The following is a 21,781-nucleotide window of genomic DNA, read 5'->3' as shown; positions in this document are numbered from 1 at the left end:
CCATCAATTACATGATTCGTCGCACAGGCACAACTCACGGCCTTCGGTTTGTATAGTAACATGTCTGATGCCGAATTGCTTGCCGATCGATTGTTTTGCTTTTTCCAAGATAAGGTCGCGATCCGCTTCGGGATTTACTTTGAGGTGTACGGTCATCACGGAGAAGTCGGATGTTATCATCCATATATGTAGATCATGGACACCCTCTACCCCATTTACCGATCTGAGTACATTTACTACCTCTTCCGAATCGATACGGGAAGGCTTGGCTTCCATCAGTATGTTTACGGATTCTTTGAGCACATTCCAGCCACTGTAAAGTACTAATAAGGAAACAATCATACTGGCTATCGGGTCGGCTATATACCAACCGAACAGCATAATAAGCACAGCCGCAATAATAGCGCCTACTGATCCTAGCAAATCTCCGATAACATGAAGAAATGCACTGCGGACATTCAGATTTTCTTCGGTAGAACCCTGTGAATGCAATATCCACGCAACAATAATATTAATGATCAATCCTATAGTAGATATTATCATCATCCCCTTGCCTATTACCTGAGGCGGAGAAGACAGGCGTTCGATGGCTTCTTTACAGATAAAAACAGCCAATAGTACCAATACAATTCCATTCAATAATGCAGCCAGAATTTCGAAACGTTTATAACCATATGTTTTGGACGGAGTAGCTGCTCTCGCTCCGAAGATTAGTGCGCTTAGACTTAAACCTAATGCTACGGCATCGCTTAACATATGCCCTGCATCGGAAATTAATGCCAGACTATTTGTCAGATATCCCCCGATAAATTCGATAAACATAAATCCGGATATCAGAAAAAAACTGATAGTCAATGCTTTTTTGTTTGCGTTGTGACTATGGCTATGACCTCCGTGTGAATGCCCATGATTGTGATCATCGTGGTTATGATTATGTCCCATAAAACTATTTAGTTAAAGTGATGAATATAAGGAAGTAGCAAAAATAATGAATATCCAATCTGTTTTAAAGCTACTTTTAATATGCTCTTTATGTAAACGTCTGGCAATAATAACTTGTTTATAATATGCAAACAAAAGCACTATCCGTTTTTTTGAAATAAAAAAGCAAGGGTAAAGTTAAACCTTTTTCCCTTGCTTTAAGTATTTAATATTATAAATATCTTCTATCAGTCGTTCATCGAAATGAGAAATTCTTCGTTATTTATTGTCTTTCTCAATCTGTTTTCGAGGAACTGCATTGCCTCCACCGAATTCATATCCGATAAGAAGTTGCGCAGAACCCACATACGGCTGAGTGTATCGTTGCTAAGCAGCAGGTCGTCGCGACGTGTACTGGATGCAATGATATCCACAGCAGGGAAGATACGTTTGTTGGATAGTTTACGGTCGAGTTGAAGTTCCATATTACCAGTACCTTTAAATTCTTCGAAGATAACATCATCCATCTTAGAACCTGTTTCTGTAAGCGCAGTAGCTATAATGGTAAGCGAACCTCCGTTTTCTATATTACGGGCAGCTCCGAAGAAACGTTTCGGTTTGTGCAGGGCGTTTGCATCTACACCCCCAGTCAGTACTTTACCCGATGCCGGTTGCACTGTATTGTAAGCACGTGCCAGACGGGTAATGGAATCGAGGAGGATAACTACGTCATGTCCGCATTCTACCATCCGTTTAGCTTTATTGAGTACTATTTCTGCTATTTTTACGTGGCGGTCGGCCGGCTCATCAAATGTAGAAGCAATCACCTCTGCATTTACACTGCGTTCCATGTCTGTTACCTCTTCAGGACGTTCATCGATAAGAAGTACAATCATATATACTTCGGGATGATTGTCGGCAATAGCGTTTGCAATATCTTTCAGTAATGTGGTTTTACCCGTTTTCGGCTGTGCAACGATAAGTCCGCGCTGTCCTTTTCCTATCGGAGAGAATAGATCCACTACACGGCACGATAAGTTATCATTGCGGCCCTTTGTGAGCTTAAATTTCTCATCCGGAAAAAGTGGCTTCAGATGGTCGAACGGAACACGGTCGCGAACTTCGTCCGGTGTGCGTCCGTTGATTCTGTCTACTTTTACTAAAGGGAAAAATTTTTCCGATTCTTTTGGAGGACGAATGGGACCTTCTACAATATCGCCTGTTTTAAGGCCAAACAGACGGATCTGCGATTGAGAAATATAAACATCGTCAGGAGATGACATATAATTATAGTCGGACGAACGTAAAAATCCGTAACCTTCCTGCATAATTTCGAGTACGCCGGTAGCATTCAATATACCTTCGAAATCGAATTGTTTATTATCCTGTTGTTGGTTATTTTGTTTCTGATTATTATTGTTATGCTGTTGATTTTGTTGCGATTGCTTGGCTGCAGGTTTTGCAGGGACTTCAGGTACTACAATTTCTACAGGGGTAACTTCCGAATCTACTTCCAGTGGGCTAAGCAAAGGCAATCCCGGAATAGGTTCCTGCGGCTCTTCTTCTCTCACCTTGTTTGAACGGAAAACCAACTGTGTTGGTTTTGCTGCCGGTTGTTGTGGCTTGGCTTCGGCCTCAGGTTTATTTTCCTTCGGCTCTCCGTTATTTTTTTTAACAATAATTTCCTTCTGCGGAGCTTTTTCAGCAGCTACAACGGGTGCAGTAGCTTCTTTCTTCTCTTCTACAGGGGCTTTAACCGGTTCCGGTTTAGCTTCCTTTTTTACCTCTTTCTGAGGGGTTGGTTTTGGAGTGTCCTCTTTCTTTGGCTGTACGGCTGCTACTTTTGTTTCTTTTGCAGGAGCAGGAGGTGTGGTTTGAGGTTTAGGAGTTTGGTCCTGTTTTTTTGTTTGATTCTGGGCTTTTTGTTTTCCTTTAGCAGCAGCTTGCGATTTTTTCTGCTGTTGTTCTATCCTATCTTCACTTTGGTAGCTTTCCGAATTTTTATTTTTAGCTTCCATAATGGCCTGTTCATCTAATATCTTATAGATAAGTTCATCTTTTTTATAAGCGTCGGGCCGTCTGATTCCAAGTTCTTTAGCGATAGTTCTTAGTTCTATTGTGAGCTTTTCGTTAAGCTCAAGAATGTTATATATACGCATGTATATCTATATTAAATTATACTGATTTTGTATGTATTTTCAAAAAATAATTAAGGAATAACCTTTTGGTAGTTCAAATACTATTTATAAAATAATTATTATGGATTTTATTCTTTTTTAGAAGATAATAACCCAAAGTGATTATTATCATAAAATAAAGCCTAAAAGTTTGCTCTTTTGGAGGTTCCTGGCGGATTCGAACCGCCGTCAACGGTTTTGCAGACCGGTGCCTAACCACTCGGCCAAGGAACCATTTTTGGTTAGCGAATGCAAAGATATAACAATTTATTCAACAGACAAGTTTTTATAAATTTTTTTATCCCGAAACCAAGGCTCTCTCCGGTTATAGTATAGAACGCAAAAGAATTTCGATTATTATAAAATCCTGTATTTACTTATTATTTAGGATTATAGGTAAATGCCGATTTGATTCTGATGCTCACTACGATTTATCTGACAATTTCAAATTTAATAAAAATAATTCGGTTTCCCTGCTTATTTTGGAAGCTTTAACGTATCAAACATATAAATTGTAAAAGGTGCCGGCAAATTATATTTATGTTCCGATACCATTACATCGGCAACACCACGGCTTAACATATCTATTTTTTTAGCTGCGGCATAAGACAGATCTATAATGAATTTTTTTCTGAAAGGCCCTCTGTCTATTACCCGTACAACAACTTCCTTATCGTTATGCAGGTTCTTTACTTTTAATAGTGTCCCAAATGGATATGTCTTATGGGCGCATACCATACTGTCTTTTCTGTATATCTCTCCGCTGGCAGTTTTCCTGTTATTGAATTTAGTTCCATAGAATGTAGCCTTTCCGGTATGCTGAGCATTAACCATCAGGACTATGATAAACAATAGTTGTATAAATACTGCTTTTTTCATGAGGAAATAATTACTTTATTATTCGGGTTTCAATACCACACCGATCTTTTTCTTACCGTTTATTTTTATTATAACCGGACTAGGAAAACGGACATGGCGCAGATATTCTGTTTCATAGACAGCCGGCTGACTGTTCAGGTATTCTTCGTCAAATAGTCCGTCGTTTTGTAAAAACGGATTGATAGAGAAATAGCCGACTCCGAAAGAGGTCAGGTTCTGAAAAAAGTGAGTACCCTGACTTGGTTCTATCTTATAGTTATCCAGCGCAATTTCTACAAGCACCCTCGCATTGCTTATTTGTGGCCAGCGTACCGGGATTCCCAGCCAGGGATCGCTACTACCCCACCTTCCCGGACCAACAAGTACATAATTCTTATCGTTATCCAGAAATTCTCTATTTATACTGTCTATTTCTGCGACAATCGATTGATTATTTGCAGCGCTGAAGCTTTTGGTTTTTACATAAACTATATCGTACACATCACTGGTTACCCCGTGGCCGAGCGCACTTGTGGAATGTAATATCTCCTGTTCCGGCTTTATCTGCGACAGGTCTTCACTTTGCAACTCGCGGTTTTGTACAATAGGGCGTATCTGCAACAGATAGAAAGTACCTTCTCCTTTGTCTTTCAGGTCGGCGGCAAATTCTATTTCCACTGCCCGTCCCATTTCTTCCTGGCCTATTTTCAGCGTTTGTTTCAGTATCTCAGCCAAAGGAAAAACATTGTGTTGCAATATATTTACAAACGATAAGATTTTACGCCCTCCTTCATAGTACCCGTCATAAATCACCTGGTCTACCGGATCGTAAGTAGATGATATATATTTGATAGAGCCGTCTTTTTCTGCATCTTTCAGATTCAGTTTCAATAGGTTGAATCCGTCATTTGTAGAAAATTCCTTATCTGTGTCTTTCATATCCAACGCATAAAAGAAGCGCTGTGTATCTCTTAATGCAAAATCAACGGAACTTAGTTGGACTATATTATGTGGATGAGCGGGCGAAAAGCGCAGGCTGGCTCCACCCTCGACAATATATTTTCCCAGTCCCAATACAATATTTGCAATACCTTCTTCAGGTTTTTCATTACCTACAGGATAGAAATTGAGTGAACGGGCAACTCCCGACAATGTAGGATAGAAATGGTCTCCATAACGGCTTCCTACGGCTTCCTGTAATACAATAGCCATTTTTTCCTGGTCAATCAGGTTTTGTGTGGCTACCATATATGTCTTGCTGTCTCTGTAAAATACAGATGCATAGACGGCTTTAATCGCTTTCCCTAAAAGCCCCAGCATTTCATACTTATCGGGTAGCAATGGTATCATATATGTGGAATAGACGCCGGCAAATGGTTGGTAATGGGAATCTTCCAATAAACTTGAGGAGCGTACAGCTACGGGCGCTTTTACTACATCCAGAAATGCCATAAAGTCTTCAATCAGGCGGTCGGGTAATCCGGCTTTGAGGAAATAGCGGAGGATTTCCTCATCGGGTCTGTCGGATAAAGCAATGGGGTACAAGTCGTTTATTTCCATGAATTCATCAAAGAGATCGGTGGACAAAACTACTGTACGTGGAATCCTTACTACAATATTCTCGTCATTGTTCAGTTCGGCATGTTCTTTAACAATGTTATCCATAAAGGCAATACTACGCCCCTTTCCACCTATAGACCCATCTCCCATTCGCACAAAATTGGAAAATTCGTCGAACCGGTCTTTATCGAAAACGGCTACAATTCCCGAATTCTTGATACGCCGGTATTTTATTATCATATCATAAATGATCTGACGGGCGTCTTCCACATTATCGAAGTCCGAAATATCTATTTTCTTCAACCCTTCTGCCAGCGGAAACAGTGCACGGGAATAGAAAAAACGTGAGAAATGGTTATGGGACATATGATATACCAGAGAATCGGTTGGTATATTAAATATATTTTTCTGTAAATCTTTTAAGTTGCGGATACGGAATATCTCTTCCTGAGTATCGGGATTGATAATAACGAAGTCGCCGAAACCAAAATTATTTACAACCTGTTTTCTTAAATCGCGGGGAAAGCTTTTCGAATTCTTATCGATAAAACTGCATTCCAATTCGTCTGCATATACTTTGTTCGTTATTTCGGACGAAGTAAAGACAATCGGCTTGAAACGATCCTTTTCCTTTACCCATTTGGCAAAGTTATAGCCAGCCAGTTTGTCCTTGGTGCCCCCATGCATATAGCTCATATCGGTCACTATACCAAGTATATTATCTTTATATTCGGTATATATCCCTACAGCTTCTTCGTAGGTACGGGCAAGCATGATTTTAGGGCGGCCACGCATACGCAACATCTGCTGGTGTTCGTTCAGGGCTTCTTTCGAAAATTCTTTCGACTCTTCCATAACTATCTTGAACAGGGTTGGCAGTGCCGATGAGTAAAACCGCACCGAATCTTCGATAAGAAGGATAATCTGTACACCTACACTTTCCGTATCATGTTCGGCATTCATCGCGTCTTCTATCAGTTTTATGATGGCCAGTAGTAGATCGGGATTGCCGAGCCAGCTAAACACATAATCTACGCCGGACAGGTCTTCCTGCGACAGCCTCTTGGTTACTTCTCTCGAAAATGGGGTAAGGACAACAAACGGTATATCATTAAAATGTTCCTTTATATGTTTTGCCGTGGCAAACATATCGGTTTCGTCCATATTCGGCATCTGAATTATGAGTTCATAGTGATTCTCACTAAGTTCGGTCAGAGCTTCTTCTTCAGTAACTACCTGTGTAAAACGGGGTGGATAGTTCAGGTTAAGCGATGTATATTCATTGAAAATCTGTTCGTCGATACGTCCGTCGTCTTCCAGAATAAATGAATCATATTTGGTCGCTATCAGCAAAACATTGTAGATTCGTTTATTCATCAGGTTGGCGAATGAAGTATCTTTGATACGGAAATCTTTGATATCTGGTATTCGTTTCATAGAAAGCAGTTACAGTTATTGGTTACAAGTAGCAAGTCTATTTTTAGTAATATAATTTTTTGTAGACTTTTGCTTGTTATAGTAAATATATAAGTCACAAATATAATGCAAAAAAAGAAGCCGAATGTAAAATACACTCAGCTTCTCTCTTTCTTTTATCAGGAATGGAGTCTGCCTTTCTCAATATTTTAGACAAAAAGAGACGATTTAAATAAACCGTCCCTTTTATGAAAATTTGAAATAATATCAATAAGTAGTGTTTTGAGGGTCAAAATTTGTCCATCCTTTTAGCCAGTTGTCATTATCAGAGTCGCTGGCAAAAGCTCCCGAATAGTTCACTTTGGTGAAGAATGCATCGTTTAGCGCGGCATCTGTAAATGCGCCTAAGCCAAGAACAGGGCTTCCTGAAACAGGTCCATAATTAGGATTAGCTTCTTTACTATTAGGTTGTTTTAATTTGAGGTCTGATATATTATCCAGAACCGTGTTGTTATTACCTTCTTTCTTAAAGAATGTACTGGAGAATGAAGCCTTTGTAGCGTCAGTTACATTTGTTCCATCTGTCGATAACTGGTCTGTCCATCCATTAGCCTGTTTGTTGATATCGGAACCAGTGATTCCCATTCCGGCAAATACATTGTTTTGTAATTTAAGTATACCGTCTGTAGCCCATTTTTGAGTAGTACCTTTTTGGTTGTCTAATAACAGACCTACCGGATATCCTGTAGCAACGGAATTGAAAAGATTCAGACGTGAGTTGCGGCGAATTTGTATTGCTGCCTGGAATATACCAAGTCTTGATCCATTGTTAGGATTCAGTCCATCGCCTGTAACATACTGTGTGGTATTGGCAAAATCTGTAGCCTGTCCCATTGGGCCTATCAGAGTAACATTGCTGAATACGGCTTTAGTATATGGTTCGTCAGTTGTACCATTTGCATTGTTATCAGATTCAAAGCCATTTGATAAGGACTGGTCTGCTATTTTCGGATTTTTTACCGACAAAAGGAATTGTAATTTACCTGAATATCCATTGTCTGTATCGAAATCGTCATCCCATCCGTGATATGCCACAAGGTATTTTGCGTTTACAGTTCCGCCAAACCACTCAAAGGAATCGTCGTTGCTATAAGATACCTGTACGTGGTCTATCTGTGTACCGCGACCTACCGATCCCATTGTCAGACCGTTTATTTCCTGATCGGTAGCAAACGGATAACCGGCATACTCTATTCTCACATAACTAATTACACCCGAATTATCTTCATCGTTGTTTCCCCCATGCTTGGCGTCTACACCGCCTTCTATCTGCATTCCGTCTACAATATCAATGTTATTCTTAGCTTTACCGCACAGGATAATACCTCCCCAGTCGCCAGGTTTACGGCTTCCTTTTGCCTGATTGGATGTAAATATGATAGGTTCGGCAGCAGTTCCTTTAGCTATCAGTTTTCCTCCTCTTTTAGCTATCAGGGCGGCTTTGGTGTCTTTATCCCCTTTTATGACAGTTCCCGGCTCTATTGTAAGAGTGGCTCCATCCTCAATATATACCCAGCCTTTGAGTACATAGGTTCCTTTTCTGATTGTATGGCTTTCTTTTACCAAGAAATTTTGCTCACCATTACCGATTTCTGTTCCGTTATTAAATAGGATCTGTTCGGTTTCTTCTCCGCCTCCGTTTCCACCATCTGTATCGTCATTGCTATCCGAACATGCCGTAAACAAAGCTATACATGCAATAAAAAATGCGCTTTTAAATAAACTTAAAGTTTTCATAATCAATATTATTAAAAAAATGTTTTACTATTTGATACCTATATATGTAATTAGAATGAGTATCTGGCTGTTAATGAAATATTTTGTCCGGTTTTATATTCCTTTGTTATTTGCTCTCTCTCTTGAGTATTACCATCCTTGTCTACAAATTTGGGAAATTGTGCATACTTTGCTTTCGCGGCCAGGACATCTTTTATACCGGCATTTAGCTCGAAATGTTTACCCAGTTTTTTAGTCACGGTCAGATCGAGTACATTGCGGGGCATTTCGTACATGTCAGGTATATCATTGTTGATCGAAGTGCCCGAAGAGGTGGATATACGGCCGATTCCCACAATACGTTTACCTATAATATTATAAAGTACTGTCGCGTTCAGTCCGAGGGCTTCATTCTGATAGAATATACCTGCATTTATCAGATATGGAGATTGTCCCTGCATCGGACGGTCGTAATTGGCGCCCGAGTTTTCTTTAAATTTCACTTTACTTTTAATCAATGAACCATTGAATGTCAGGGCGAAATCTTTCAGTCCCATAAAATCCAGTTTCTTTTTGATATCTACTTCTATACCGTAATTATCTGCTTTATCCGCATTTTTGAATGTATAGATATAGGTTCCTCCTCCGTCAAGGTAAGTCCATTCGATAGGGTCTTTAAAACGTTTGTAGAACAGGGCTACGGAGAATATTTCCGAAGATGAAGGATAAAACTCGTATCTGATATCGAAATTGTCGATATAAGCAGGTTTCAGGTCCGGATTACCCGATACGAAGCTGAACAGGTCGAAATCATAATATGAAGATGATGATATTTCCCTGAATTCCTGCCTGTTGGTAGAGCGTCCGTAAGCCACGCGTACCAGATGGTCGTCTGTAAGATTGTATGACGCATTCAATGAAGGGAATATATCTGTGTATGAATAATCAGTTGTCTTTGATTTGTCCCCGGAGATGGTTGTATAGCTTTTCAGCGACATCTTATTGTGTTCCAGCCGGGCACCCGTATAAATATTGAACTTGCTGAACGGAATGTTGAAACCTACATATCCTGCTGCCTGTGTATTCGTACCCGAATAATCGTTAAGCCTGTCGGTATCGTCATAAGCGTATAATTTATCTGCACCATAATTTTCCGGAATCAGTATCCCTGAGATAGCATCTCTGTAACCGAAATCATCGGGCAGGTTTTCAGGTATCCAGCGGTATTTAAAAAACCGTGTATTGTAATTTCTGTCCCTGTATTCACCGTATACTCCGGCTTTTACAGAAGGTTTGAAGCCATTGTCGAACGAAAAATCATGTGTATAATTTGTCGATAAAGTATAGCTGTATTCGTTTAGCTTATTATAGTCGCGTGTTATATCGTTCTGGTCTATTTGGTATTCTTTGTAATGGGCATCTCCGGAATATCCGTTTTCTTCCCAGTTGATAATACGTCTGTCCGGCTGGTTCTTGTTACTGTAGGAAAAACCTGTGACCCAGTCCAGATTGTCTTTATCGGTTAGGGTATGTTTTCCGGCTAATTGTCCTGAATAAGCCAGGCGGCTACTGTAGATATATTCGGCCTTGCGTTGTCCGTAAAACCCACTTGTGTTCTGATATCCTTCACGGTCGGTATATCTGTTCTTCCCTATCTGGTTTACTATATTTCTGAATTCGAAACGATGCTTGTCGTTCGGCATATATATAAGATTGGCCAAAGCCCCTACCCTTGCATCATTATTATACTGATTATCTTTGTACTTGAATGTAAAATATGGTTTATCATTATCGGAATCATATACACCGTATCTGGAGTTTTCCATATCGGTATATGTCTTGCTTGTATTGCTATAGTTCAATGCAGCGATAAGTCCCCACATACTATTGTCCTGTCCGGTATATTTACGGTTTATAACGAAACCTAAACGTTGGTCGGGTAATGGATTTTTTGTATTTACAGACCAGTCGTTATTGAAACCGTTCTTTGTCAGGTTACTCACCTGTTCTGCATTGGTATTGTCGATTCTTCCTGAATTAAAGGCACTGGACAAACTTCTCATTCCATCGTCGAAACCAAGAAAATCGGTTCCACTACTCTTGCTGTATTTGAAATCCTTAAACTGAGTCTGGGTATTGATACCGAGACCATAATTTAACTGAATTGAATTTTCGCTCGGAATACCTTTTGTCTCCACCTTGATAAAACCTCCCGAGAAATCGGCCGGCAGTTCCGGTTGCGGTGATTTTACGATCATGATATTTTCTATCTGTGAACTGGGGATGATATCGAATGAGAAAGCACGGGTATCTGCTTCCGAACTGGGGATAGTACTGTTGTTTACCCACACATTATTATATCTTTGCGATAATCCTCTGGCTACTACAAACTTATCGTCTATGATAGAAATTCCGGGTACCCGTCTTATTACTTCCGATGCATCCCTGTCCTGGCTTTTCGATATTTGTTGTGAGGATACTCCGCTTATAACGGCATTGGATTTCTTTATCGAACTCAGCAGGGATACTTCCGAGTTTATACGGCCTATCGCTACTACATATACTTCGCCCAACGCATGTTCCGATTCTTTCATGGGAATATCCACGATGGTGGGTTCTCCTTTTTTGACTTCCACACCTGTAATCTCCATCGGCTGATAGGATAAATAAGATGTAACGATGGTATATTTTCCGGGGGCAACATTTAGTTCGTAGTCACCGTTTTCATTTGTTATGACACCTATTGTGGTATTTTTCACCGATATGGCAACTCCGGGCAGTGTTTCCAGTGTTTTGGCATCTTTTACCGACCCTTTTATTATTGTCTGTGCCGACAGGGTGTTTGCTGATAGTAATATAAATACCGCAAAAAAAGTTTTTAATAAGTAGTTACGTTGTTTAAACATATTCCTAATTTCCTTGTACATATTTTCTTTGAATTTTACGATACAAAGCACCTGTATTTTTGTTACAGAAACGCTACATAAAAAATAAGGTTGAACAAAGAAATTATCTCTTTCCTGTTAAGCGTTTTGTAACAGCATTAACAGGGATAGCTTTCTTTTTGTCATGTCAAAACGCCTATACTTCGATTAAAAACGCCTGTCTGTCGATTAGCGTTGTTTACCATCCTTCCTCCTCATAATTTTGAGATAGAAATAAAAATATGAAATATGAAAAAGTCGATTTTGGCAATAACATTTATCCTTATCTGCTCCGGTCTGGCAGCCCAGCCCCCAATGGGTGGAGGAGGCGGAGGCAGACCTCAGGGTGGTCCGGGTGGAGGCCGTCCGCCTATGATGAACAAGCAGGGGCAAAACCAGGATAGTTTTATGATAATGGGCATACCCGAAATACCTGATTTAACGTTGGAACAACGAGAAAAACTGGGAAAAGAAATAACCAATGAACGTAAGGATATTTCAAAGTTGATGCAGGAAAAGCAGGAATTGAAAATAGATTCCGAGAACCCCGGAATGGCGGAAAAAGATAGGCAGAAACTTTTCGGGAAGATGGCTAAAATAGATGAAAAGATAAAAAAGAAAGAAGAAAAATATGACAAGAAGTATCGTTCTATCCTATCCGATGAGCAATATAATATATTCTCGGCGAATAAGAAGAATATAGAGTTCAGAGGGCAAGGCATACCCAATAGGGGTAACAGGCAACAACCACCTGCACAAAGACCCGATGATAACGGAGGCCGTCCGGATATGGCGGATGACGATATGTTTTGATAATTTCATGAATCAGATATTTTATGAACACGTATAATATTAGAAGATTGTTTGGTTTGGTAATGGTTGGTGTTCTTATACCAGCCATTGCTTTTTCTCAAAAGAAATGGACTTTGCGGGATTGTATCGATTATGCACGCCAGGAAAACATTCAGGTGAAAAAATCGGACATTACAGCAGAAACTTATGATGTGGATATTTCGCAATCAAAAGCCGCGTTGTTCCCTTCCCTCAGCGGAAGTGTTTCGCAACGGTATACAAATTCACAATCGCCTGATGGGAACGGGGATTACCGGTACGAAGGTTTATTCAACGGGCAATATACCCTGAATGCGAACTGGACTGTGTACAATGGAGGAAAAAACAGGAATGATATAAAGCAGGCTCAATTGCAGAAAGAAATGCAGAACCTGAATACCCAGAATACCCAGAACAATATTGAAATAGCTATAACCCAAGCCTACCTGCAAATACTTTATAGCAGGGAATCGATAAAGAATAATGAAAATATAGTCGCATCGGATTCAGCTCAATTGGAACAGACTAAAATATTTTTGGATGCCGGTAGTATAACACGGAGCGAGTATGCGCAGGTGGAAGCACAATATAGTGCCGATAAATATAATCTGGTACAGGCCCAGAATTCATTTGAGATTTATAAGCTACAACTAAAACAGCTGCTGGAACTTGATTATGACGAAGGAATGGATATCGATTTTCCACGGATTGACGATCAGGATATATTATCTTTTATCCCTTCGAAGTATGAAGTATATCAGAGAGCGTTGAATATTATGCCGGAAATTACCAGCAGCAAGACGAATATTAAACTTGCAGAACTCAATAAATCGTCAGCCAAAGCGGGCTATTTACCGACAGTATCCGTATCGGGAAGTATCGGTACAGGAAATATATTCAACAGCAATCCCTCATTTGCGACACAGATAGGGCGTAATTTCAATCAGAGTGTAGGGCTGACGGTCAGCATCCCTATATTTGATAATAAACAGAACCGGTCGAATGTAAAGAAAGCCGATCTGAATATTCAAATGGCTGAATTGGATTTGATCGATACACAAAAGACATTGCTCTCTACAATAGAAAACCTGTATCAGGACGCGGTATCGGGACAAAGTAAATACAATGCGGCAAAAGACAAACTTAATTCGGCCAAATTGAGCTATGAACTGGTGCAGGAACAATATGCGCTGGGAATGCGTAATACAGTTGAACTGACGACCGAAAAGAATAATTATGCCAATGCTTTGCAGGATTTGCTGCAAGCTAAATATACAGCGTTGGTAAGTCTCAAATTACTTAATTTTTATCAGGGGCAGGAGATCGCATTATAATTAATAATCAGCACTTAACAGATAATAAATCACTTGTAAGTCGTAACTCGTAATTAAATATGAATAAGAAACTAAAAAAATACCTGATTACTGCAGCCATAATAGCAATTGTAGCTGCAGGGATATTCTTACTACTGCCGTCAGCAAAAGGTTCCGCCGTTATACTGGATACGGCGAAAGCAGAAAAAGGAAATATCTCTATTGCCGTTACAGCAACAGGTACTATAGAGCCAATAACATTAGTAGAAGTAGGTACACAGGTATCGGGTGTTATATCTAAAATATATGTGGACTTTAATTCAGAAGTAAAAGCCGGACAAGTACTGGCCGAACTGGATAAGAGACTGCTGGTATCGGAACTGGAAAATGCAAATGCGAATCTACAGACAAGACAGGTTGAGCTTATATTACAAAAACAAAATTACGACCGTCAGAAAGGCCTGTGGGAAAAGCAGGCAATCAGTAAAGTAGACTGGGAAAACGCTGAATCTACCTACCAGACGGCACAGTTGGCAGTAACTTCATCGAAGGCTGCTGTACTGAAAGCACAAACCAATCTGGGATATGCAACCATCACATCTACTATCGACGGAGTAGTTATATCCCGGGCGGTAGAAGAGGGGCAAACCGTAGCCGCTTCATTCAGCACCCCTACCCTGTTTACTATAGCTAACGACCTGACAAAGATGCGTGTGATCGCCAATGTGGACGAGGCTGATATAGGCGGAGTGAAAGAAGGACAACGTGTAACATTTACAGTGGATGCTTTCCCTGATGATGAATTTGAAGGAAAAGTGGTACAGGTAAGGCTCGAAGCTACAACAACATCGAATGTTGTTACATATGAAGTCGTTATAGACGCTCCGAATCCCGAATTGAAACTGAAACCGGGACTTACTGCCAGTGTCAATATCTATACACAGGAAGAACAGGATGTGCTGGTAGTACCATCCAAGGCCTTACGCTTCAATCCTGATCCCGATATAATGAAGAATTTCAAAGATCTGACGTTGGGACAGCCTCTGCAGTTCGATCCGAAGGATAAAACCAAGAAAGTAGTTTGGGTAAAATCGGGAAATACACTTTCACCTAAACAGGTTACAGTAGGAACCACCGATGGCGTACATGTATCTGTAAAGGAAGGACTTAATCAGGGAGAAGTAGTTGTCACAGGTATTTCGCAAGAGACAAATAGCAGTATGTCCGAGCCTGAAAAAGCAAATGGCGAATCGAGCCCGTTTATGCCTCAGCGTCCGGGCGGTAACAGGAGGAGATAATGTAATGAATCAGAATAAGGAAATTATAAGAGTAGAAAATCTGAAACGCGACTATATTGTAGGCGATGAAACGGTTCATGCCCTACGGGGTATCAGCTTCAGCATACAGGAGGGCGAATTTGTGACCATCATGGGTACCAGCGGTTCCGGAAAATCTACTTTATTGAATATATTGGGGTGTCTGGATACGCCTACAGAGGGAGAATATTATCTGGATGGGATTTCTGTCCGCAAAATGGGCAAGAATGACAGGGCTACTCTACGCAACCGTAAGATCGGATTTATATTCCAGTCTTATAATCTGCTGGCGAAGACTACAGCTGTGGAAAATGTGGAATTACCTCTTATGTACAACCCCGATGTTTCGGCCAAAGAACGCCACCAGCGTGCTATAAAGGCTTTGGAAGAAGTCGGATTGGGTGACAGGCTGAACCATAAGTCCAATCAGATGTCGGGAGGTCAGATGCAACGTGTGGCTATTGCCCGGGCACTGGTGAATGAACCCGTGATAATACTGGCTGATGAAGCTACCGGAAACCTCGATACCCGTACATCTTTCGAAATTCTTTCCGTATTGCAACGTATGCATGATGAGGAAGGGCGTACAATTATATTTGTAACCCACAATCCTGAAATTTCGGCATTCAGCAGTCGCAATATTGTTATTCGCGACGGTAGTATCAAGGAAGATAAGTATAATGATAATATACAGTCGGCAAGAGAATTTTTAGCAAAACTGCCGAAAGAAGATAATTAGTAAATGTGAAAATTAGCAGATTAGTAAATGTGTTTTTATTTGCTAATATCCGAATTCTCGAATTAATAAATTAGGAACGTGAATCTAGTAAATCTATTCAAAATAGCTCTCCGGGCACTGAGCGGTAACAAGTTCAGAGGCTTCCTTACCATGCTTGGTATTATAATCGGTGTAGCGGCCGTTATTACCATGCTTGCAATAGGACAAGGCTCGAAAAAGAGTATACAGGACCAGATATCCACGATGGGTTCGAATATGATAAATATCCGTCCCGGAACAGGTCAGTTTGGCGGAGTACGTCAAAGTGCATCGAGTATGCAGACACTGAAACTCGAAGATTATGAGGCTATTGTGGAGCAGGCTGAATATATCTCGGCAGCATCACCCGAAGTGCAATCATCAGGACAGGTGATTTATGGCGCAAACAACTCTCCTACTTCCATTTATGGTGTGAATCCCTCCTACCTCGATATCCGCAAATATACTATTGCTCAGGGCGAAATGTTTAGTGAAGGAGATGTTAAGACTTCTGCAAAAGTTTGTGTAATAGGGCAAACAGTTGTAGACAATTTGTTTACAAACGGTGAAGACCCGGTTGGCCAGACTATCCGTTTCAACAAAATACCGTTTAAAGTAATAGGTGTACTTACCTCGAAAGGTGACAATACAATGGGGATGGATCAGGACGATTTGATAATCGCTCCTTATACTACAGTTCAGAAGCGTATTCTGGCCATTACTTACATTCAGTCTATATCGGCCTCTGCCGTAACAGAGGATGCTACCGAAGATGCTATAACAAGTATAGAAAACATCTTGCGGCAGCGTCACAAAATAGGGGCGAATGATGAGGATGATTTCAATGTACGTTCACAGAAAGAGCTGATTTCCATGATGAGTTCCACAACGGATATGATGACAATCCTTTTGGCATGTATTGCCGGTATATCGCTGTTGGTCGGTGGTATAGGCATTATGAATATCATGTATGTATCTGTAACTGAACGTACCCGTGAAATCGGGCTGCGTATGTCTATCGGAGCCAAAGGTGTGGATATATTGATGCAGTTCCTGATCGAAGCTATCCTGCTGAGCGTAACAGGAGGGGTTATAGGTGTGATACTCGGTGTCAGCAGCGCTTTTATGGTAAATTATCTGCTGGCGTGGCCCATCAGCATCCAGGTATATACTATTGTATTGTCTTTTATTGTATGTACTGCAACAGGAATTTTCTTCGGCTGGTATCCTGCAAAAAAAGCATCATACCTTGATCCGATCGAAGCGCTGAGATATGAATAAGGTTGAATTATCTCTAGAATTGTTTATCTATACGGTTGTGCTATAAGTACAGAGATATTTGACTTCGTTATTGGTTTTCGGAAAAAGTAACAGTAATAAAATGTGAATAATGTGTTACCTTTGTTACCTTTTTAACAAGCAGTAGGTTGAAAGTTATATGAGATACGAGATATAAGTTGTTAACTGATGACTGTTCACTGATAACTAAAAAAACGTTACGTTTGTTACCTTTTAACGAAATATAGTTAACAAACGTAAATGTATACTTAAGTCATTTAAACTTAACTTACTGTATTTTAAAATGATATGAGCATGAAAAACTTTATAAAAATATTTCCACACATCATTATATGGACAATTGCATTATTGGTTCCGATATACTTGATCTCGCGTGAAGGAACATTTGATTATAAACCTTATTATAATTATATTATTCGCATGGGAATATTTGCCATATTGTTTTATGCAAATTATTCCTATTTGATAGAAAAATATTTATTCAACAGGAAGTTTGCTCTTTATGTTGTTACAAATATAGCGCTTATAGCTGTTCTGGTAATCCTTCAGACTTTTGTATCAGAATGTATGCGTCCTGATCCGGAGGTGGTACAGAGTATAGAACAAGGTATGCGGAAGAAACCGCCTCATATGGGCCGGTTTCCGGAAGGCAAGCATGGTGGACCACCACTTCTGATGCGTTTCATATTCGATTATGTATCTATTATTTTTGTGATAGGACTCGCTGTGGCAATAAAAACAACTATTCGCTGGTATAGGGATTCAATTAATTTTGAGAAGGCGAAAAGTGTTCAGCTAGAGGCCGATTTGCGTAATTTGAGAAGTCAGCTTAATCCTCACTTTCTTTTTAATACACTGAATAATATATATTCACTGATTGCTATCGATCAGAACAGGGCGCAGGACGCCGTCCATAGGCTCAGTAATCTTTTACGCTATGTGATGTACGATAATGATGAGAAATTTGTTCCTTTGGATAAGGAATTGACGTTTACTCAGAACTATATTGATTTAATGAAACTCCGTCTTAGCGCTAACGTGAAACTAAATGTGCTGATAGACGGCAAAAGCAGCCATGATATGATTGCGTCATTAATGTTTATCACCCTGATAGAGAATGCTTTTAAACATGGGATAAATAATGGTGAAGAAAGTTTTATTGATGTTAGTATTTTGGTAGATCCGGGTAAAGGAGTACTTTGTACAGTAGAGAACAGCCTTCTGGAAAGAGAAGAAAATATGAACATGGAAGAGCATAATTCCGGCATTGGTTTAACCAACCTGTCTAAAAGACTTGACCTTCTATATCCTAACAGGCATGAATTTATCGCAGAGAAACGGACAAACAGTTTCTTTACATTATTAAGAATCGATTTTGGGAAAGAAAATAATATATTATGAAGCTGAAATGTGTAATAATAGATGATGAGCCTTTAGCGATAGATTTGTTGAAGACATATGTTGCTAAAACTCCCTTTTTAGAATTGACTGGGACTTTTAATAATGCTTTGTCTGCTATGGACACAATAAGCAACGGAAAAACAGATGTATTGTTTCTGGATATAAATATGCCTCAGATAACAGGCCTGGAATTTTCCAAGACCATCCCTCCCTCTACAAAGATTATATTTACGACAGCGTATGACCACTATGCTGTGGATGGTTTTCGGTTAAATGCTCTGGACTATCTATTGAAACCAATTAATTATACAGAGTTTTTGCAAGCAGCGAATAAAGCTCTTGAATGGTTTAAGCTGACAGCCGCCTCGTCAAATGATAGTTCTACATCCCCTGCGACGAGTATATTCGTGAAATCGGGCTACAGGATGGAGAAAATAGAGTTTGACAATATTCTCTATATCGAAAATCAAAAGGATTATGTAAAGTTTCATCTGGAAAATCAGAAGGAGTCTGTAAGTTCGCTGATGAGTATGCAGTCACTGGAGGAGAAACTCCCCGAAAAGCAATTTATGCGTGTACATCGCTCTTTCATCGTTAATCTGGATAAGATAAAAACGATAGAAAGAAACTGTATTGTATTCGGAAAGGAATATATTCCTGTGTCAGAATCATATAAGGCGAAATTTATGGATTTCCTCAACAAGCATTTCTTCTAATGAAGCAGATTTATCGCAAAAAAGGCTGATATTTATTTTGGAATTAGAAAAAAGTACATATCTTTGCATCGCTTTTGAGGAAAAGCACAGTGTTAAGATGAACACTGGAGAGATGGCAGAGTGGTCGATTGCGGCGGTCTTGAAAACCGTTGAACTGCGAGGTTCCGGGGGTTCGAATCCCTCTCTCTCCGCGGAAAGGCTAAGACAAAAGAAGCCAAAAACAAGAAAAGTCCTACAAATCAGTGATTTGTGGGACTTTTTCGTTTATCCCCATTTCATATAGAAGCCATAAAAAAGCCATTTTTTGACATAGCTGCGTAACCTATTCGTAACCTATTGTCAGAAAATCAAAATAGGTTACGATTTGTCTTACTTAGGCAGTTTGAAGTCCATTTTTGGAACTCTGTATTTATCTCATTATTTGATTGTTGAATGTATTTTTGAAATTAAATTTTGAGTTATGAAAAAGACCACATTCAGTATCCTTTTTTATGGAAAAAAGAATGGATTAAAGGCAAACGGTAAGATGCCGGTTATGGGACGAATTACCGTGAATGGAAAATCGATCCAGTTTGGAACAAAGGTTGATGTTGATCCTAAATTATGGAATGTAACGGCAAGTAAGCTTGTCGGGAAAACCCAGGAAGTCATTAACACAAACTCAGTGCTTGATAGTATCAAAGCAACGATGACTAAGATTTATAGAGAATTACTCGAAAGAGAAGTTTCTGTTACCCCTGAACGTATTAAAAATATCTTTTTTGGTGTTGAGATCCAGCAACAGATGCTGCTTGATCTTTTCAGAAAGCATAATGAAGATGTAGAGAAACTGATTGGAATAAATAAAAGCAAGGCTACTTATCAAAAGTATGAAGTTACAAGAAAACATCTAACCTCTTTTATTAAAGAAAAATACAATCGGTCAGATATTGCATTAAAAGAAATCGACTTTATTTTTATAACTGATTTTGAGGTTTACCTCTTGACCACAGCCGGATGTAATCCGAATACAACAGCCAAATTTATGCAGTTTTTTAAACGGATTGTTATTCTAGCCAAGAATAACGGATGGTTAAAGAGTGATCCGTTTATAAATTATAAGATCAGGATTAAGAAAGTCGATCGAGGCTATTTAACACAGAATGAAATAGAATCTATCATTAACAAGAAGATAACGATAAAGCGCTTGGATCAGATTCGGGATATTTTTATTTTTTCCTGTTTTTGCGGATTGGCTTATATCGATGTAAAAAATCTGAGAAAAGAAAATATTCGTATATCATTTGATGACAAACTCTGGTTAATAGGTAAAAGAGAAAAGACAGGGGTGTCTTTTACTATTCCTTTGCTTGATATTCCTCAAAAAATCCTGAATAAATATGAAGGAGCATTATCTGATGATCGTGTACTTCCGGTTCCAAGTAATCAAAAGGTAAATGCATATTTGAAGGAAATTGGCTCTTTATGTGGAATTGATAAGCAGTTGAGCTTCCATCTTGCAAGACACAATAAAACATCTTATCGACTACTACCCAGCATATTACGAACTGTTCGTTTTTTAATAGGTAACGATTTAGAAACCAGCTTGGTTCTTAGATATGCTTAATTTTCTAACTATACTAAAGAGCGACTCAATATTTGCAAATATATAAAATAAGATTAAACTTCAATTATATTTATAAAAATGATTTGTATTATCTCTATACGGTTTTAATCAAATGATTTTCTAGCGGTACCAAAAAATGGGTGATTTTACAAATCAAGAATTGTTTCTTTCATAATCTGTAAATTCATTTTTAATATCCACCCTACTGAAGAATTTCCCACATTCTTGTATGTTTTAATCTTCAATAAATAACATCAGCACTCATTATCATATATATAAATGTTGGCTCAATATTTGTTATTACTAAAACAAAAGAACAAATGGCTCTTAGTAATGCTTTTGCTTTTATAAAGTATATTCAATTAAGTAATGATTTTAGAAAATCTTGTTATAATTGCAAATCAAAGACTGATTTGATAACTATACTAGCATGTTATGAGATTGCATTTACAGAAGAAGAGTTTCGTGAAGCAATTAGTGCATCATTATTTAAATGCCAAACGGAGAATGAAGCTTTAAAAATTAAGCAAATAGAATGGCTATATAATTTATATCCCGAAAAATGACTTATTATGGATACAATAGAAAACAAAAACATTATCATACCCAATATAGAAAAAATTCGTTTTATAATTAAAGATGCCATCGGCTTAGACGTTATGTATGCCTATGAAGATTTGTTTTTTGCAGAACACGGTGTTTTTCTAATCAAAGTTTGTGACAATAATCAAAACCTCTTAGAATGCTTCTTTAATCTAGATTGTGATGTACATAATAGTTTGATAATACTCGAGAAGTTAATGATTTCATCTCAACTAAATGGAATGACTCTCCTTAATAAGGGGAAATTCGATATGAAGCAAGATAAGGGAGAACAAACCTTCTCCCTCACATTTTATAAATAGACATT

16 protein-coding genes and 2 tRNA genes are annotated in these 21,781 nt (G+C 39.0%); 11 read left to right on the top strand and 7 right to left on the bottom strand.

All coding sequences use genetic code 11. The features are described from left to right. Positions 1-3: 3 nt before the first annotated feature. From HMPREF9455_RS03275 to HMPREF9455_RS03245, 7 genes are all read right to left on the bottom strand, one after another. Positions 4-942, bottom strand: a complete 939-nt coding sequence (locus HMPREF9455_RS03275) for a cation diffusion facilitator family transporter (RefSeq protein WP_006798172.1) — start codon at positions 940-942, stop codon at positions 4-6. Positions 943-1,169: 227 nt separating this feature from the next. Beyond that, on the bottom strand, positions 1,170-3,080 hold the full coding sequence (gene rho, locus HMPREF9455_RS03270; protein ID WP_006798170.1) for a transcription termination factor Rho: 1,911 nt from the start codon (positions 3,078-3,080) through the stop codon (positions 1,170-1,172). Between the two features lie 178 nt (positions 3,081-3,258). Beyond that, positions 3,259-3,332, bottom strand: a tRNA-Cys gene (locus HMPREF9455_RS03265). Between the two features lie 243 nt (positions 3,333-3,575). After that, on the bottom strand, positions 3,576-3,977 hold the full coding sequence (locus tag HMPREF9455_RS03260) for a septal ring lytic transglycosylase RlpA family protein (protein WP_006798168.1): 402 nt from the start codon (positions 3,975-3,977) through the stop codon (positions 3,576-3,578). Positions 3,978-3,995: 18 nt separating this feature from the next. Beyond that, the gene (locus tag HMPREF9455_RS03255) at positions 3,996-6,953 is read right to left on the bottom strand and encodes a PEP/pyruvate-binding domain-containing protein (protein WP_006798166.1); all 2,958 of its coding nucleotides are present in this window, start codon (positions 6,951-6,953) and stop codon (positions 3,996-3,998) included. A 246-nt stretch (positions 6,954-7,199) separates the two neighbouring features. Continuing rightward, positions 7,200-8,729 (bottom strand): hypothetical protein, encoded by a 1,530-nt coding sequence (locus HMPREF9455_RS03250; protein WP_006798164.1) that lies wholly within the window; start codon positions 8,727-8,729, stop codon positions 7,200-7,202. Between the two features lie 50 nt (positions 8,730-8,779). Beyond that, positions 8,780-11,635, bottom strand: coding sequence for a TonB-dependent receptor (locus HMPREF9455_RS03245; protein WP_006798163.1), 2,856 nt, complete (start codon positions 11,633-11,635; stop codon positions 8,780-8,782). Positions 11,636-11,881: 246 nt separating this feature from the next. Here HMPREF9455_RS03245 and HMPREF9455_RS03240 point away from each other — a divergent pair, with 246 nt between their 5' ends. The 11 genes from HMPREF9455_RS03240 to HMPREF9455_RS03190 all read left to right on the top strand — a co-directional run bounded on the left by HMPREF9455_RS03240 (position 11,882) and on the right by HMPREF9455_RS03190 (position 21,776). After that, the gene (locus HMPREF9455_RS03240; RefSeq protein WP_006798162.1) at positions 11,882-12,445 is read left to right on the top strand and encodes a hypothetical protein; all 564 of its coding nucleotides are present in this window, start codon (positions 11,882-11,884) and stop codon (positions 12,443-12,445) included. A 23-nt stretch (positions 12,446-12,468) separates the two neighbouring features. After that, positions 12,469-13,797, top strand: coding sequence for a TolC family protein (locus HMPREF9455_RS03235; RefSeq protein WP_006798161.1), 1,329 nt, complete (start codon positions 12,469-12,471; stop codon positions 13,795-13,797). A 59-nt stretch (positions 13,798-13,856) separates the two neighbouring features. After that, on the top strand, positions 13,857-15,074 hold the full coding sequence (locus HMPREF9455_RS03230) for an efflux RND transporter periplasmic adaptor subunit (RefSeq protein ID WP_006798160.1): 1,218 nt from the start codon (positions 13,857-13,859) through the stop codon (positions 15,072-15,074). Between the two features lie 4 nt (positions 15,075-15,078). After that, positions 15,079-15,831 (top strand): ABC transporter ATP-binding protein, encoded by a 753-nt coding sequence (locus HMPREF9455_RS03225; protein WP_044215365.1) that lies wholly within the window; start codon positions 15,079-15,081, stop codon positions 15,829-15,831. Positions 15,832-15,909: 78 nt separating this feature from the next. Beyond that, a complete protein-coding gene (locus HMPREF9455_RS03220) occupies positions 15,910-17,130 on the top strand; it encodes an ABC transporter permease (RefSeq protein WP_006798158.1) in 1,221 nt (406 codons plus the stop codon). A 312-nt stretch (positions 17,131-17,442) separates the two neighbouring features. Beyond that, the gene (locus HMPREF9455_RS03215) at positions 17,443-18,549 is read left to right on the top strand and encodes a sensor histidine kinase (protein WP_006798157.1); all 1,107 of its coding nucleotides are present in this window, start codon (positions 17,443-17,445) and stop codon (positions 18,547-18,549) included. After that, entirely contained in the window at positions 18,546-19,265 is a 720-nt protein-coding gene (locus HMPREF9455_RS03210; protein ID WP_006798156.1) for a LytR/AlgR family response regulator transcription factor, read from the top strand. The genes HMPREF9455_RS03215 and HMPREF9455_RS03210 overlap by 4 nt, the downstream gene beginning before the upstream one ends. A 106-nt stretch (positions 19,266-19,371) precedes the next feature. Then, positions 19,372-19,456 (top strand) — tRNA-Ser (locus HMPREF9455_RS03205). A 269-nt stretch (positions 19,457-19,725) separates the two neighbouring features. Next, positions 19,726-20,871 carry a site-specific integrase gene (locus HMPREF9455_RS03200; RefSeq protein ID WP_006798155.1) on the top strand — a complete coding sequence of 382 codons (1,146 nt, stop codon included), beginning with the start codon at positions 19,726-19,728 and terminating at the stop codon, positions 20,869-20,871. A 320-nt stretch (positions 20,872-21,191) separates the two neighbouring features. Continuing rightward, positions 21,192-21,437: a hypothetical protein gene (locus tag HMPREF9455_RS03195; protein ID WP_006798154.1), complete on the top strand. Its 246-nt coding sequence runs from the start codon at positions 21,192-21,194 to the stop codon at positions 21,435-21,437. A gap of 6 nt (positions 21,438-21,443) precedes the next feature. Continuing rightward, positions 21,444-21,776 carry an LURP-one-related/scramblase family protein gene (locus HMPREF9455_RS03190; RefSeq protein ID WP_006798153.1) on the top strand — a complete coding sequence of 111 codons (333 nt, stop codon included), beginning with the start codon at positions 21,444-21,446 and terminating at the stop codon, positions 21,774-21,776. Positions 21,777-21,781 lie beyond the last annotated feature (5 nt).

It is taken from the genome of Dysgonomonas gadei ATCC BAA-286 (assembly GCF_000213555.1).
Classification (GTDB): Bacteria; Bacteroidota; Bacteroidia; order Bacteroidales; family Dysgonomonadaceae; genus Dysgonomonas; species Dysgonomonas gadei.
This window is presented reverse-complemented; position numbering and strand designations above follow the sequence as displayed.